The organism is Prolixibacteraceae bacterium (genome assembly GCA_019720755.1).
GTDB lineage: Bacteria > Bacteroidota > Bacteroidia > Bacteroidales > Prolixibacteraceae > Halosquirtibacter > Halosquirtibacter laminarini.
On sequence record CP081303.1, the window covers coordinates 3,816,898 to 3,833,500 of the forward strand.

14 protein-coding genes are annotated in these 16,603 nt (G+C 33.5%); 9 read left to right on the top strand and 5 right to left on the bottom strand.

What is annotated here, in order from left to right; all coding sequences use genetic code 11:
* The first annotated feature begins 240 nt into the window (after positions 1-240).
* The 4 genes from K4L44_15135 to frr all read left to right on the top strand — a co-directional run bounded on the left by K4L44_15135 (position 241) and on the right by frr (position 4,513).
* Positions 241-1,338 (top strand): glycosyltransferase, encoded by a 1,098-nt coding sequence (locus K4L44_15135; protein ID QZE13862.1) that lies wholly within the window; start codon positions 241-243, stop codon positions 1,336-1,338.
* A 379-nt stretch (positions 1,339-1,717) separates the two neighbouring features.
* Positions 1,718-2,821, top strand: a complete 1,104-nt coding sequence (locus K4L44_15140) for a glycosyltransferase family 4 protein (GenBank protein QZE13863.1) — start codon at positions 1,718-1,720, stop codon at positions 2,819-2,821.
* Between the two features lie 329 nt (positions 2,822-3,150).
* Positions 3,151-3,864 carry a UMP kinase gene (gene pyrH, locus K4L44_15145; protein QZE13864.1) on the top strand — a complete coding sequence of 238 codons (714 nt, stop codon included), beginning with the start codon at positions 3,151-3,153 and terminating at the stop codon, positions 3,862-3,864.
* A gap of 82 nt (positions 3,865-3,946) precedes the next feature.
* On the top strand, positions 3,947-4,513 hold the full coding sequence (frr, locus tag K4L44_15150) for a ribosome recycling factor (GenBank protein ID QZE13865.1): 567 nt from the start codon (positions 3,947-3,949) through the stop codon (positions 4,511-4,513).
* Positions 4,514-4,583: 70 nt separating this feature from the next.
* Here frr and K4L44_15155 read toward each other — a convergent pair whose 3' ends face one another.
* Entirely contained in the window at positions 4,584-5,009 is a 426-nt protein-coding gene (locus tag K4L44_15155) for a hypothetical protein (GenBank protein QZE13866.1), read from the bottom strand.
* A 250-nt stretch (positions 5,010-5,259) separates the two neighbouring features.
* On the opposite strand from K4L44_15155, the gene K4L44_15160 reads away from it, so the two are divergent.
* A complete protein-coding gene (locus tag K4L44_15160) occupies positions 5,260-6,273 on the top strand; it encodes a branched-chain amino acid aminotransferase (protein ID QZE13867.1) in 1,014 nt (337 codons plus the stop codon).
* Between the two features lie 64 nt (positions 6,274-6,337).
* Here K4L44_15160 and K4L44_15165 read toward each other — a convergent pair whose 3' ends face one another.
* Positions 6,338-7,633 carry a hypothetical protein gene (locus K4L44_15165; GenBank protein ID QZE13868.1) on the bottom strand — a complete coding sequence of 432 codons (1,296 nt, stop codon included), beginning with the start codon at positions 7,631-7,633 and terminating at the stop codon, positions 6,338-6,340.
* 133 nt (positions 7,634-7,766) lie between these two features.
* Positions 7,767-8,759 (bottom strand): quinolinate synthase NadA, encoded by a 993-nt coding sequence (gene nadA, locus K4L44_15170; protein QZE13869.1) that lies wholly within the window; start codon positions 8,757-8,759, stop codon positions 7,767-7,769.
* A gap of 966 nt (positions 8,760-9,725) precedes the next feature.
* Between nadA and K4L44_15175 the strand changes: the two genes are divergently transcribed.
* The 4 genes from K4L44_15175 to K4L44_15190 all read left to right on the top strand — a co-directional run bounded on the left by K4L44_15175 (position 9,726) and on the right by K4L44_15190 (position 14,332).
* Entirely contained in the window at positions 9,726-10,328 is a 603-nt protein-coding gene (locus K4L44_15175) for a Crp/Fnr family transcriptional regulator (protein QZE13870.1), read from the top strand.
* Between the two features lie 92 nt (positions 10,329-10,420).
* Positions 10,421-11,746, top strand: a complete 1,326-nt coding sequence (locus K4L44_15180; protein QZE13871.1) for a TolC family protein — start codon at positions 10,421-10,423, stop codon at positions 11,744-11,746.
* Between the two features lie 11 nt (positions 11,747-11,757).
* Positions 11,758-12,759: an HlyD family secretion protein gene (locus tag K4L44_15185; GenBank protein QZE13872.1), complete on the top strand. Its 1,002-nt coding sequence runs from the start codon at positions 11,758-11,760 to the stop codon at positions 12,757-12,759.
* Between the two features lies 1 nt (position 12,760).
* Complete coding sequence (locus K4L44_15190; protein QZE13873.1) at positions 12,761-14,332, top strand: DHA2 family efflux MFS transporter permease subunit; 1,572 nt, start codon at positions 12,761-12,763, stop codon at positions 14,330-14,332.
* 8 nt (positions 14,333-14,340) lie between these two features.
* Here K4L44_15190 and K4L44_15195 read toward each other — a convergent pair whose 3' ends face one another.
* Together K4L44_15195 and K4L44_15200 are read right to left on the bottom strand one after the other, a co-directional pair.
* Positions 14,341-15,159, bottom strand: a complete 819-nt coding sequence (locus K4L44_15195; GenBank protein ID QZE13874.1) for a patatin-like phospholipase family protein — start codon at positions 15,157-15,159, stop codon at positions 14,341-14,343.
* Between the two features lie 206 nt (positions 15,160-15,365).
* On the bottom strand, positions 15,366-16,589 hold the full coding sequence (locus K4L44_15200) for a hypothetical protein (protein ID QZE13875.1): 1,224 nt from the start codon (positions 16,587-16,589) through the stop codon (positions 15,366-15,368).
* Positions 16,590-16,603 lie beyond the last annotated feature (14 nt).

Below are 16,603 nucleotides of genomic sequence, written 5' to 3' on the forward strand. Positions count from 1 at the left end.
CTGTATTCTATAATATTATATTTGTAAAGCAAAAATTAATTGCTAATATTTATGTTCATCAATAGAAAATACTCTTTACATTATATATTAATTAGGTATAATGTCTTATAAATTAAATTCACCAACAAAATTAAGTAATATTTATAGTGTAATATTAATAGTGTAATTTTTATGAAAACTCTGACCTTAACAAGCAACTTTTGTAGAGCACCAATATTATACATAACAATTAAAGTATAAATGGTGACTTACAACAATAAAGTGGATTACAATAGTATCGATAAAGAAAGTAATTGTAGTAGCATTGAGGTTTCAGTCTTAATGTCAATATATGATGAAAATTATAATCAAGTTTCAGAAGCAGTTAAATCTATCTTAAATCAAACATTCGACAAAATTGAATTTATTATAGTTCTTGATGACCCTCACAACTATGAAATAAAAAAGTATCTCTCAAGAATAAATGATAGTCGCATTATACTCATTGAAAATAAAGAAAATATTGGACTTGCTCATAGTATGAATATTGCAATTAAGGCATCAAACGGACGTTATATTGCAAGAATGGATGCTGATGATATCTCTTTTCCTACTAGGCTCGCACAACAATTCCAATATATGGAACAGAACAAGGATATCGGTATTCTAGGAACACAGATTAAAAAATTTGGAGACTCATCGCGTTATTGGCTTAATGTAACAGAACCTAAAGCTATTAAAGCCAAACTATTCTTTAAATGTTGTATTGCACACCCAACAGTAATGATACGTAAATCAATTTTGATAGATAGGAATCTACATTATAACACGAGATTTAAGTCGTCTCAAGACTATAATCTGTGGAGTAGAGCTTCTCTTGATGTAAGTATCGCGAACCTTCCAGAAGTACTTCTTTTCTATAGGGTCCATAAGCAACAGATAACTCAAAGAAACAAAAAAGAACAACAAAAGTTTTTTGGTGAATCACAATTAGAATTGGTAAAAAATATTTTAGGATCAATTACCGAAGAAGAAAAAAAGATCAGTGCATTGATATGGAAAGAAGAGAAAATAACAGACAAAAATGATATTGCTTCTTTTGAATCACTTATTCGAAATTTGATCAAGCAGAATAGACACAAAAATATATATAATCTCATTGAATTTGAAGTTCCAATAGCGAACTTATTAGTAAAAAGAATTACTCCATTTAGAATTAAGAATTATTTATTTCTCTTTAGAATAACAATGAAAAATGGTTTTTTCAATTTTATCCATAGAAAAAGCAAAAAAAAATTATTACGTTTCTCTATTAAACGAAAATTCCGAAAAAATAATTTTCAAAATACTATACTATAGAGGATCACTATTATAATAAAACTAGGGAGAAGTCTTTTAATAAAATGTGGAAATGGGAATCATTTGTTAAACAATCACTCTGTATAAAATAGGATTAGACCGACAACTAGTTTTGTCGTAAGAGTTCTCTTGAACACAGATTTTTAAACGAATAAATAGATACAAGACTAGCTCAATATGACCAACTTATTCATAAATAATATCAATCAAGAATAATTATACAACACAATATGCAAGTAGTCGAACAGATTCTACCATTCTGATTTTCAAACAAATATTAATCCAATAATTTCTTATATTTGCAATCAAAAGTTGATTCCTTTTGTTACTCTTTATAATACAAGAAAGTCTTCTTAAAAAAATCAAACTTTAATCGCAAATGAAAATACTACATATAAATTCGCAGCCTAAATGGGGGGGGGGAGAACAGCAGACGTGTGACATCATGGAGGCCATGACTCAGGTAGACACTGAAAACATTTTGTTGTGTACTGAAGGTTCTAAGCTTGAGGAATATTGTAAACAGCGTAACATTCAGAATATCACCTCAACTAAAATAAAAAAGGATAAATTTAAGGTCGCTAAAGAGATTGTGAATATCACAAATCAAGTGGAGCCAGACATTATTCATATTCATGAGAAAAGATTTTTGAATCCTCTTCTTATTGCAAAATATATATACGGGATGACTACGAAGGTGGTTTATTCTCAAAAAACACTGATCTCTAAGAAGAAACCACTTAGTTTTATCAAATACAATAACCCTAATATTAAAGGGTATATGTGTGTGTCTAATGCAGTCAAGAAGACATTGGATCCGTTTCTGTTTGAAAAGAACAAAGAGAAGTCAAAAGTCATTTATGATGGGAAAAAACCACCCAATGACTCCCCTATTAATGCTGTAGACCTAAGAAAGAAATTCAAGATACCTCAAGATAAATACCTTGTTGGTAATATTTCAAATCATAACAGAAGTAAGGATCTACATACATTCATAAAGACAATACACCATACTGTCAATGTATTAAAGAAGACTGATTTACACTTTATACAAATAGGTAGTCCCACTTCTTCCACACCAAAACTTCAAAAATTGATCAAGCAATATGGTATTGAAGACTATATAACAATGGCAGGGTTTATGAATGAGGCATATAACTTGACACCACAGTTCGATTGCTATTTAATGACTTCATGTAGAGAAGGACTTCCACACACAATCATGGAAGTATTCTATCTAGGAATACCTGTGGTTACAACGAATGCTGGTGGAATACCAGAAGTCGTAAAGCAGGACGAGACAGGTCTAATTTGTCAGATTGGGGATTTTAAATCTCTTGCGAATAATATTATTCGTTTAAGACAAGAACCACAATTAAGGGAGACAATAATTCAGAATGGGAAACAATCTTTTAATGATAATTTCCTTCCTTCAGTGATGGCAAATAAACTTCTAAAACTTTACAAGGAAGCAATGATGTAAATAAGATAACCTATCGATATATTTTGTTATAAAACGTATCGGTAGGTTATTTAAGAGTTTGACAATAAAAGAAATTCATCACTACTCCCCCCCTATTCCTATATCGATAAAGTAACAACTAAATCTTGTCCATCAGGAATTTTAAACAATTCTATTCATCTATTGATATAGAGAGTCATCCTGATTTTATCTCGGCTTAACTACATTTACATAAAACCGTAACAAAAGTTTTGTAGTATCTTGATTCTAAAAAATAACATTCAATGATTGATATATTTTCGTATATGCTTAATCTATCGTAATTTTGCCAAAACATTATTCAATAAATCATGGCAAAATTTAAAAGAGTACTACTTAAATTATCTGGAGAATCATTGATGGGAAGTCAGGAATACGGTATCGATTCCCAAAGACTAAATGACTATGCTACACAAATCAAAGAGATCGTAGAGAAAGGCGTTCAAGTAGCCATAGTAATTGGAGGGGGAAATATCTTTAGAGGTCTAAGTGGTTCAACTCAAGGCTTTGATAGAGTGAAAGGAGACCAAATGGGGATGTTAGCAACAGTTATCAATAGTCTTGCTCTTGGTTCTGCCTTAAAAAATCATGGTGTCTCCAATCGTGTATTGACTGCGATCCGCATGGAACCTATAGGAGAGTTCTACTCTAAAGATAAAGCAGTTGAGTCTCTTGAAAAAGGAGAAGTTGTAATTCTATCAGGAGGAACAGGAAACCCTTACTTCACAACAGACACAGGATCAAGTCTTCGTGGTATTGAAGTCGAAGCAGATGTGATGCTGAAGGGGACTCGTGTAGATGGTATTTATACTGCTGATCCTGAAAAAGATCCTACTGCAACGAAATACGAAAAGATCACATTTGACGAAGTATATAGCCAAGGACTGAAAGTAATGGATCTTACTGCAACAGCAATGTGTAAGGAAAATAATCTTCCTGTTATTGTATTTGATATGGACACGATTGGAAACTTAGTAAAAGTTATCGATGGTGAAAATATTGGAACCTATGTATATAATAACTAATCTGATTATATTTGACGAACAAATATATTAATGATTAGGTTATTCATGTAAAAAAATGATATAACCCAAAAACTCCAAAGCGATGAATGAAGAGTTACAAATGATTTTAGATATGGTTCAGGAAAAGATGGACAACTCTATTGAACATCTTAATAATGAACTTAATAGTATCCGCGCAGGAAAAGCATCACCTCGTATGTTAGATGGTCTTATGATCGACTATTATGGTTCACAAACACCACTATCTCAGGTTGCAAATGTGAATACTCCAGATGCTCGTACTATTGCTATTCAGCCATGGGAAAAGACATTAATCCCAGATATCGAAAGAGCAATTATCAACTCTAACTTAGGACTTAATCCTGAAAATAATGGTGAAATAATTCGTCTTAACGTACCACCATTGACTGAAGAACGTCGTAAATCACTTGTAAAGGATGCAAACAACGTTGGAGAGAATGCTAAGATTGCTATTCGTAGTGCTAGAAAAGATGCCAATGATACATTCAAGAAAATGTTAAAAGACAGTGAAATTTCTGAAGATCAAGAAAAGAACCTTCTTAACGATGTTCAGGATTTTACGAACTCCTTTATCAAGAAAATTGATGAGTTATTAAAAGAAAAAGAAGCAGATATTCTTACTGTTTAAATTCTCAACATAACAATCAAGCACCCATTAAAAGATGAGGAGTGAACCTCATCTTTTATTAGGTGTTTTTTTATTGCTTATTAATTAGCAACCACATGGTAGCGAAATCAGTATATTTTTTTCTTAATTCATGGACTCTAGATCTTGCATTGCTTTCGATGTTATGACTCTCAAAGCATACTCTGAACCACCCCTCTTCATTTACTAAAATAAAGGCTTCTGCATCATACTTTTTAACAAGATTGGCCTTGAACTTTATTGCATTCTGTTGATTTTGGAAACTTCCCCAGATAATATAATACTTAAAGTTACCTACAGATTGATCCTCACCAGAAGCAGCAACAACCTTTTCCTCTTTTACTTGAAGTACAGGTTCTTCTACATTCGGTTCTGTTATAGTTGTAGTCTGTACATTCTCCTTTGCTACATGTTTTGTTGTTTTACAAGAAATAGTAAACAACATCAATACGAGCCCTATCCAATAATACTGTTTCATAAAAGCTTTTTATTTTTAGTCTATTAAATATCTGCAAGATATAGCAAACAGTAAATTTATTGAAATTCTTGGATATTTATATGCTATTTTGTTAGCATATTTTACTTTTACTATTTGTACCTTTGATTATGTGAGATAAAATACTACATCTTCAACAAATAGCACCTCTAATTTACTATAGAGATGTAATTTAGCACGATGCCTTTAAAATGTTTAATGGCTATTATTGATAACAATATAAAATATTGAGATGGAAACAAAAGACTGGAAAAATCTCGGGTTCGGCTATTCAAAAACCGACTATAATGTACGCTGCTATTTTAAAGATGGCAAGTGGGGGAAACTTGAGACACACTCATCGGAAGCGATAACTATGCACATGGGAGCAACTTGCCTACACTATGGACAAGAGTGCTTTGAAGGAATGAAAGCATTCCGTGGAAAAGATGGGAAGATTCGTGTGTTTCGCATGAAAGATAATGCCAAACGTATGGCTGAATCAGCGGAAGGTATTAGAATGCAACCCATTCCAGAAGATGTCTTTTGTAATGCAGTAAGAGAAGCAGTAAAATTGAACGAACGTTTCGTTCCACCTTTTGATAGTGGAGCTTCTTTATATATCCGTCCTCTTCTAATTGGAACAGGACCTCAAGTCGGTGTTAAACCTGCTGATGAATATCTATTCATTGTTTTTGTAATGCCTGTAGGCCCTTATTTTAAAGAGGGATTTAAACCTACAGATCTTGCAATCTATCGTGAATATGATAGAGCTGCTCCTCATGGGACAGGTAAGTTTAAAGTAGGTGGAAACTATGCTGCAAGTATGGCTGCTGGAGAGAGAGCACACGAAGAAGGTTTCTCTGCTGTACTTTACTTAGATGCAAAAGAGAAGAAATATATTGATGAATGTGGACCAGCAAACTTCTTTGCAATCCAAGGAAATAAATATATTACTCCTAGATCTACATCTATTCTAGAGTCTATCACCAATAAGAGTCTTCGCCAGATAGCTACAGACCTTGGCATGGAGGTAGAGGTGAGACCAATCTTAGAAGATGAACTATCAAACTTTGATGAAGTGGGTGCATGTGGTACGGCTGCAGTAATCTCTCCTATCAAACGAGTGGTAGATGTTGAAGAGAACAAAGAGTATAACTATGGAGATGAACCAGGCAAAGTAAGTACAAAACTGTACGAGACTTTAAGAGGTATTCAATATGGTACAATGGAAGACAAGCACAATTGGGTTGAAGTAATTGAATAGTTTGAACTTCCTTCTAAATAAAAAGAGCCACTCTAGAAAGTGGCTCTTTTTATTCCTATTAATACTACTTGCAGATATCCTTTAAATCATCGAGTGTAGTAATGTCTACTTTATTTCCAAAGCACTGGAATACTCCTTTAAAAGTAGAAATGTTCTTCAAGGGGCAATATGACTCTAATGCCTTATTGTAGAATATATCCATTCCTCCATGAACCTCTCTAATGGCACCAAGACCCGTCGATGTAGTCTTATCACCTAAAGATACTAACATAGGATTAGAACGTAGATTTACCTTACCATTTATTCTTAACGGCAATTTAAACCCTGTAATAGTTGTAATTTCTTTTGCACCGATCAAGTCAAAATTTCCTTTTATCAAACGCAAACTAGTCATACCTTCGAAATTCTCCAACTTATAACAATACTCTGAAGACAGTCCTCCTTGAATAGAATCGAGTTCGGTAAAACCGGTGACAGTTGTAAGGTTTGGACAGTTTTGAAAATGTAGTCCTTTTCCAATCTGTTGTACTTTATCGAACCCATCAACACTCACAAGGTTCGCACAGTCAGAAACAACAACAGTACTTCTTAAAGTATCCACCTTAGTTAAGGTATTCAGGTGTACAATAGAGGGCATATTGGAGATCTCCACTTTACCTGACATATATCGAATTCCACTTAATCCATCCAATGAATTCAGTTTCTTACAATTGGTTAATTGCACACCTCCTGTAATAGAATCAATCTGACTAATTCCTGTAAATGAATCCATTAAATCACAAGCATTAATCTCAATAGATCCAGAAAGCAATTCTAAAGAAGACAACTGGGAAGTTTCAGTTAATACAGCCAAATGATCCAATTTTAGAGATCCATTCAAATAGACCAACTTATTTAACCCATCTAAACTCGTTAATTTAGGACAAGATTTCAGAACAAGGTTTCCTCCAATACTATCTAATAAAGAGAGTGATTGTAAAGAATTCAGAGCACTCATGTCTTGGATCTCCACCATACCACCAACTTGATCTAGCTTAGATAAGAAGTCTAGAGATTCTTTATCAATAGAAGATATTTTAAGGCTTCCAGTAATCTCACGTACATTGCCTAAACTCGATAAGTTTTCGTGATCGAAAGATATAGTCAAAGATCCCTGTATACGATCATAATTCTTGTCAGCAAACTCTTTTAAGATTTCATCCGATTCAGAGTTGCCAATAGTAATACTCTTTGCATAAGTCCCAGCAGGAACAGGTTTCTCTTCAGTGGTTGTCGTTTTATCATCATCCTTTTTACAAGATGACATAACCAATACAGATAACAGTAATAGCGAACCTAAAGATTTTAGTATTTTTCTCATATTGTATTTATTCGTGTCATTCTAAATATTGTCGATCTACAAAATCGAGCATTACATATCATGTTGTTAAAATACAAAATCCCTGCCACAATAGTAACAGAGATTCTTGTAATTTATATTATTTTGTTGAACATCACTTGGATAACTCAAGCATTCGCAATATCGGAGACTTCGATTGTTCTATAGTCTCCTCCGACAAAATGATCTCTGGTTGTTCAAATTTTAATGCATTATACAATTTAGGAAGCGTATTTAACTTCATAAAAGTACAATCATTACATCCACATGTTGAGTCAATAGAAGGAGCAGGAATCAATATCTTATCAGGACACTCTTTACTCATCTGATGAAGAATGCCACTCTCTGTTGCAATGATAAACTTTGATACTTCACTACTCTTTACATAGTTTAATAAAGCTGTTGTTGATCCAACAAAATCAGCCACAAGAAGCACTGGTTGCTCACATTCGGGGTGTGCAATAAACTTAGCATCTTTATGGTCATCCATCATTTTGATAATTTTCTCCAAAGAGTACTTTTCATGTACCATACAAGCTCCATCCCAAAGAACCATATCTCTACCAGTGACGGAGTTCATATAATTTCCTAGATTTTTATCCGGTGCAAAAATCAATTTTGTATCTTGAGGGAATGAGTCTACTATCTGACGGGCATTTGACGAAGTAACCACAACATCGGTTAACGTCTTAATATCCGCAGTACAGTTTATATAAGAGATCACCTGATGGTCTGGATATTTTGCTTTGAATGCAGCAAAAGCTTCTTTAGGAGCAGACTCCGCAAGAGAACATCCTGCATTTAAATCTGGTATAATCACTTTCTTATTAGGGTTTAAGATTTTAGCCGTCTCTCCCATAAAGTGCACCCCTAAGAATACAATAATATCCGCCTCAGTTTCCTGTGCTTTTCGAGCCAAAGCCAAGCTATCTCCTAAGAAATCTGAAATATCCTGTAGTTCCGGAGAGATATAGAAATGCCCTAGAATAATGGCATTTTTCTCCTTCTTTAATTTTTCTATTTGGTTTACGATGTCCGCTTCATTTGAGATAGGCATATCAATAAATCCTTTCTCATCTAACATCTCTTTAATCTGTATGGGTTCCATACTATTATTGAATGTGTTAATACTCCATTATTGCATATCCAAAGGATAATTATAGCTTCCAAAAATAAGAAACCTTTTTGTAACTATACAGAAATAAACGACAAACCTTTCCGCTATTATATGGAATTAATAGTAAAAAATAGCCAAACCTACATCGGGAATAAATTCCATTACAAGATGCAATTAAAACGTCTATTTCATTTTTTCAAGTCTTTTCTAGAAAAATACGATGAGACACCTATAAAAGTAAATGTAACAATAGGAGATATTGAAAGGGAAGTAAGTCCATTCGAATTAAAAGCAGAATATGTAGAATAAATTACACCTATGATTGAAAATAGGAAAAATGAATCTAAAACTAGCTTCTTTCGTAATATTTTATCAGGCTCAGATGCAAATGCATATATGAGCCCTCCCCATGCAATAATATCTAACATAAGCCCAATCGCAAACTCTTTAGATATCAGATTGAAGTAATCTATAAAAAGTATATTTGTAAAGCACAGAATGGAAAAAGTGATTGGCAAAATAATTTTTTTCATCATATAAAGGTTATTGTCATGAAATATTCAAATGAACCTTGTTTATGTAAAAAAATATTTTTTTAAAAGACTATATAAATGACTCTCTCACACAAGGTTACAAATAAAATTAATATTTTTTCACATATATCTCATATTACAATAGATATTTTGATATTCAAAAAGAAAACATATTGCATTTATTCTAATATAGCGAAACAAAAGAATATTCTTCTAAAGACTAGGATATCGTGCATACGACGCATTGCTTAAGTATTTTATCGGTTAGGTGGACTTAATATTCTGCATTTAACATCTTGATTTTGTAGAAACATGTATTTATAATGCAGAACCTCTACATTCATTTTAGTTAAAGAATCTTGACCATGCCTTCATGTTATATTTCATATTATCTTTACCGAAATCACATGAAAACATTTCCATAATGAATCCGCATTTACATAGTTTCAAACAATTCCTTCTTTCTCACTCTCCTGATGTTGAGAATTTTTGGACAGATATAGCTGAAATATGTGAAATAAAACACTTAAAACAAGGAGAAAGTTTACTCAGAAAAGGACAAAAATGCAACTATTTCTATTTTCGAGAAAGTGGCATTATGAGAGCGTTTGACATTGAAGATAACGGAAATGAAAGAACGCGTGTACTTTTTACGAAACAAAGGCTCTTTACCAACTATGAGAGTTATGAATTCGATGAAATCTCTAATTTAAACATCGTTTCCATCAATGAATCGGTAATCATTTGTATCAGAAAAGATCAGTATGTGAAGTTATTATACAAACATCCAGAATTTTCTATGTTGATGATTAGGTTGCTAATGATGACAATTACACGGATTCTTCAAAGAAGATATAAGTTAGACATCTTAAAACCATACGATAGATATTTGCTTCTCAAGAACTATATTCCTCAAGTTTTCAATGATGTACCACAAAAATATCTTGCTTCATATTTAAATATCACCACTGTTTCATTAAGTCGAATGAATAAAAGATATATTGAAGAGTTGAAAGAAAATAAATAAATAGCTAAAACACGAAATTAACACGTGTTAAGTGTAAAGTCTTCTCCCCTCTATAATTTTGTCCCCCATTATAAAATCAAACCAAAGTTATAATGGGGAACAAAAGAATTATTCTATTTTTCTTACCTATAGCACTATTGCTGTCAATACAATTTGCATGTGCAGAGAAGAATAATGCGAAGCATGTTTTATCTCTTCAAGAATGTATCTCAATCTTGCTCAAGAATAACCTGACATTAAAAGATCGTCATCTAACAAACGAACAAATAAAGCTCGAAGTAGATAGACAAAGATGCTTTAACAGACCACAAGTTCAAGGAGATATAAGTTTTAAAGACAATTACCAAGTTGGTAGTATGATTATCCCAGGTGAAACTACTCCTGTCTCTATTGGTTCGAACATTACGAGCATGGCTACAGTAAATGCAACACAATCGATATACGATAAGAGACAGCACTTACAAATAGAAGAACAGAAGCAGAAAGTAAGATTATCAGAGATAAAGACGTCTATCACGACAGAAGATCTTATTTATCAAACTGGACTTCTCTACTTTGCAATCAACTCTACTTGTGAGATGGAACAGGTTTTAAAGGAGCAATACCAGCTACAATCGAGTATTATGTCAGAAACATCTGCTCGTGTTCATAATGGATTTGCACTATCCACTGATCTTCAACAGATGCAAGTCGAACTGCTTGATGTAAAAAGCAAACAGGCTTCACTTGAAATGGAAAAAATACAATTAATCAACAAACTCAAAAAGAATCTAAACATAGATACAAGTGACACATTGGTTTTGTCTGACAATTATAAGATCGAATCTAAAAAAACACTCCAATATCCTGACTTCTACAAGCTATCAACAGTTCAATTATTACAACAACAGAAGTCTATTGATTCATTAAATATTCGTAAAACTAATGCTTTAAAAAGTCCAACAATATCCCTCTTTGCAAATTATGGTTTTCAGAATATCTCTTTAGAACTAAATGATCTTATCTCAGACAAGTCCTGTTCGGATGTTGGAAGTGTTGGAATAAAACTTTCTATTCCAATATTTACCTCCGGGAAGATAAACAAAGAGATAGCACAACATAAATTGGAATTTCAAAAACATGAAGTAGAAGCCAAGATTGCTGAAGAGAAAACGAATTACTTAAATGCCAAAGCTAAGTTTTATTCAAACAAGAAGAAATTAGCCCTCTCAGAAAAACAAAAGGAACTTTCGGAGGAGGTGCTAAAAGTTGTAGATCAACGATATAAAAATGGGAAAGTTGTCATTACAGACCTTTTGAAAGCACAAGAGGACCTTCTTGAGAATAGAGTTCGATATACACAGAAAAATTATGACCTACAATCCTCTATTTTGGAGCTACTATACTGTCAAGGTCGTATTAAAGAGATTACCCTATAACAAATCAGAAAATGAAGAAAAAGTCACTTATAGCCATCATTATTCTTGTAGTACTAGGTTCTGCCTATTTTGTATATGAAATGTTTCAAGTCGTAGAAACAGATGATGCACAAATTGAATCAAAGATTACTCCCATCACGAGTCGCCTAGACGCATTTGTGGATTCTGTATATATTGAAGACCATCAGATAGTTCATAAAGGGGATACTCTAATACAGTTGGACAGAGTCCCATTCCAATTAAAAATAGATCAAACGAAAGCACAAATAGACGTCCTAACCGAAGAACTTCAGACAGACTCGATAGACCTTAAAAACAGTTATAAAGAGTATCAGATCCAATGCTTAAAACAAGATGAAATAAAAACGGCATATTGGAAAGTCAATAGCAATTACACTCGTGTTGAAAAGATGTTTCAAAGTCATGCCTGTACTTTAGATGACTTCAATACTGCCAAAGCCGAAAACCAGATGTATCAAAGTCGATACGATGCACAAGTTCTTACAACTCAAAAAGCACTTTTAGCACATCAAAAGAGCAAGAACAATATAGAGAGAACCTTAGCAGATCGCAAAGAGAAAATTGCAGAATTAAAACTTACTAAACTGACCCTATCCTATACTACCATCACCGCACCATATGCTGGGAAACTATATAAGACCAATATTAAAAAGGGGCAATTTATCAAAAGAGCTCAACAAATAACAGAACTTACTGATATCGAGAATCTATGGATTATTGCAAACTTCAAAGAGACACAAATTGAACCTCTACATATTGGTACCAATGTCTCTATACATGTAGATGCATTTCCTAAAAATAAACTGAGAGGAAAGATTGTATCCATATCACCAGCAACGGGTGCTAAGTTTGCACTATTCCCTAAAGATAATGCAACAGGGAACTTTATCAAAGTAGTGCAAAGAGTACCTATCAAGATTAAGTTTAATAAAGGAGAAGATATTAACAGACTCGTACCAGGTCTTAATGTTCAAGTGAAAATAATCAAATAGCATGAATCAAAAACAAGTAGGTTCTTTCACTCAACCAATGAGCCTTCACAAAAAATTTCTTGTTCTTATTGTCACTTTTAGTGCATTACTAGAGATTATTGATTCCACAATAGTAAATGTAGCCACCCCAGATATCATGGGAAATCTAGGGACTACATTAGATCAAATCAGTTGGGCAACCAATGCTTATTCGATCTCGAACCTATTAACAGTAATCATTGCTCCATGGTTGGCAAATAAGTTAGGAAGACGAAACTATATCGTGGGGTCCATGCTGATTTTCACCTTATGCTCGTATTTCTGTGGTCAAGCAACCAATGTCTGGGAGTTGGTTTTCTTTCGATTCTTACAGGGTGCAGGAGGAGGTGCCTTTCTTGTCACAGGCCAAACTATTGTTATTGAATCATTTCCCAAGGAAAAATTACAGATGGCCAATGCTCTTTTTACCATGGGGCTAATTCTTGGTCCTGCGCTAGGACCGGTGTTAGGGGGATATCTTGTTGAATCTTTCTCATGGCCTTATATCTTCTATATCAATATTCCTTTAGGAATCATTGCAACCATTGGTCTTTACTCGCTAGTTGAAGATAGTCCATATCGAAATAAGAATGCCAAGATAGATAAAGTGCAGTATACATTCTTAGCACTCTTTGTGATGTCATTCATTACAGTATTAGAGAATGGTGAACGAGAGGATTGGTTCGCTGAGCCCTATATTGTTGTGTTAACAATTATCGCGTGTATTACACTCTTATGTTATATATTTAGCTCGCTAAAATCTAAGCATCCAGTGATCAATTTTCATCTCTTTAAAGATAAAAACTTCGCCATTTTCAATATTGTGAATATATTATCTTCTATAGGGATGTACTCTAGTACATTTTCAGCACCTATTTTCACACAGCAGATATTAGGATATTCGCCACTTCAAAATGCACTTCTTATCTTACCCGCTACAACATTAGGTTTACTTTTAACCCCATGGGTGGGAAAAATACCAAAGAAGATGTCATATTTGATCGCAGCCAATCTTCTGTCCTCAGTTGCAATTATAACTTTTGCATCGTTATTTTTTCATTCAACACCCGATATCTCTGGACATAGGATTACAACAATGTATATTATCAGAAGCCTCGGTTTTACACTTCTATTCTCTCCATTAAGTACTTTAATGTTTATGAATATTAAGCCAGAAAATCTATCAGATGCTTCTAGTACATATAGTACAATCCGAAAATTGAGTCAGACCATGGGAGTTGCATTTACTTCTACCTTTATTGCACAACGCCTTCCCGTAAAAGAACAACAAATCGGAACCATGGTGCAAGCTTCAAGTGTTGGTTATCAACACAGATTGCATGAGCTCATCGATAAATTACAAGGGATGGGCCACTCTCTAACCGAAGCTACAAGTAAAGCACAACAACTTCTACATAGTTCCTATGTAGAGCAATTCACATTCGCTGGCTATAGAGATGCGTATGCAATCACCTTGTTCTCCTTTTTAACATGCATAATAATCGTAACTCTTTATACTGCTTACTTGTTGAAAGAGAAAGGAGAGAAAAAATAGTGTAACATCTAAGATTTAAATTGCTGAATTGCTATGGTGTATCCCAATTCTATCTGTGATTCAGCTTTGTAAAATTCATGAAAAAGACAGCTATTCCATGGGATAGAAATCACCTGTTCTGGTTTTCTCAGTTCAATAGTTTGTTCACTAATTTTCATCAGCATTAGTTCAATAGAAGAGGTCAATATATCGACACTCACAATTTTTAAAGACGGAAGGTGTATTTTAGGGATGATTCTATTCTCAGAGCTCTCCTTAATAACTTCCGCTTTTGCTGTGGGTTTGCCACTTAGATTTACAGCAAAAACTGGAAGGTCTTTATTCTGAACAAACTCTATTGGTAAAGGAGAGAGCAATCCTCCATCTACTAATTTCATTCCATCTTGATGGACAGGAACAAAGAATTCCGGAATAGAAATAGATGCACGAATAGCTTGAAATAAAGAACCATTCCGAAAAGGGGCAATTTCATTACTATTCAGATCTGTTGCAATAGCTGTAAAAGGGATACTTAAATTCCCAACATTTTGATCAGAAATAATCTCCTTCTCCATAATTTCGAAGATACGATCTCCTTTTACCCATCCCTCTTTACCTAATGTAAAATCTACCAACTTTAAATAATCTGTTTTGGTCATAGACCTCATCTTCTTCTCCATCTCATCTAATCCTCCAGCACAATAAGCACCACCGACCAGCGCTCCAATAGAAGTTCCAACAACCTCTTTAATAGAGTAACCCAACTCCTCAAGGGCACGTATCGCACCAATATGTGCCAATCCCTTAGCTCCACCACCACCTAAAACAAGTGCAATCTCTTTCTTCATCGACATCGATTATTTACAAACATAGAGTTATAAATATAGCAACAAGAAATAAAATTTGATTGTTCATCTTAGAAGAGTTGAATAAAAAAACTCTGCCGACAGATTGTTATAGTATTGAATTGGTATTTTATAGTAACGATTGTTACAAATTAAAATAGGCCATCCCTTTCGAGATAGCCTATTTCAAATTTTATTTTTAAAGAATACTATAAAGTAACTCTTAGTTTAATTTTCGTTGGAACAGAACTAGTTTTCTTAGTGTATCGCTCATAAGTTACTTGAACCACAAATCCAGGATCTTTTGTAGCATATTGGATGCGAAGAACACTCCCAATCATATCTAAGAACACATCAGGATCTTGCTCTTTAGCCCAAGGATGAGTTGGTTCCATATCAAAGTTCTTATACTTACCGTTACCAACAAACTCATAATCTGCATCAGTGAAAGTATATTCATAATCTGGTTGAACCGCATCATCCGTAATTTCTTCAAATTTAAACGCAGGAACAGAAATCCACTTAAATTTATATTTCACCCCTTTCTCTGCAATATAAACAAAGTGTTTAAAACGAGCTTCAATATCTTCTAGTGCAACATAAGTACCCTCTTTAAATATCAAACGAACAAGGTAACTAAACGACTTATAGTTTCCGTCGATCTTCTTTCTTACAGTTGTAATTTTATTAAGTTCCTCACCTTCTTCTGCAAAAGTATTTTCACGATTATACAGTTTTATTAAATATGATTTCGCATCAGACTCATTAGAGAAATTTGGATATTTAAAGCCCATTTGGGTATATTCGTCCTTCTCAACATGAGATGCCGTGATAAATTTATCTCCATCATAAAGAACTGGTTTATCTGTATACGTGAAAAAGTGTCCTTTATCATAATATTTGTAAGAAAGGTTTACATAGTCACCTCTCTTAAAAGTCAACATATCATATTTGTTTTTAAGAAAAGTTGAGATACTAGTCGTATTACTAAAATTTGAATACTTCTCTCCGACACTTTTATAATCTTCATTGGTACAAGCATAAGAGTCTTTGAATTCTCCAACATTAAAAGGATTGTAGACATCATAAGTAATCTTAATAAGCTGACCATTTTTCGCATTATATCTTTTATCTAAGACCTTAAGGATAACCTTATTTACAGTTTCATCATTGTCCGTTGCAGAAAATGACTTATGCTTACCAATATTTTTCTCATTTTCAGTAAAGTCATCTCCTTCAAGAAACTTATAATCTGCATCTGATAAAGTCATCTCTTTCACATCTTCTGCAAACTTCGTTTGAGTAGATTGTTTCAGTTGAAGTTCCTTAATTGCCTCAACTTCTTTATCAACCTGGTCGTTGATATCCTCCATTGGATTACACGCAGTAAGAAGAGCTGCTCCAATAAGTAGGCTATATATATATATTTTCATTATTCTTATTTTTT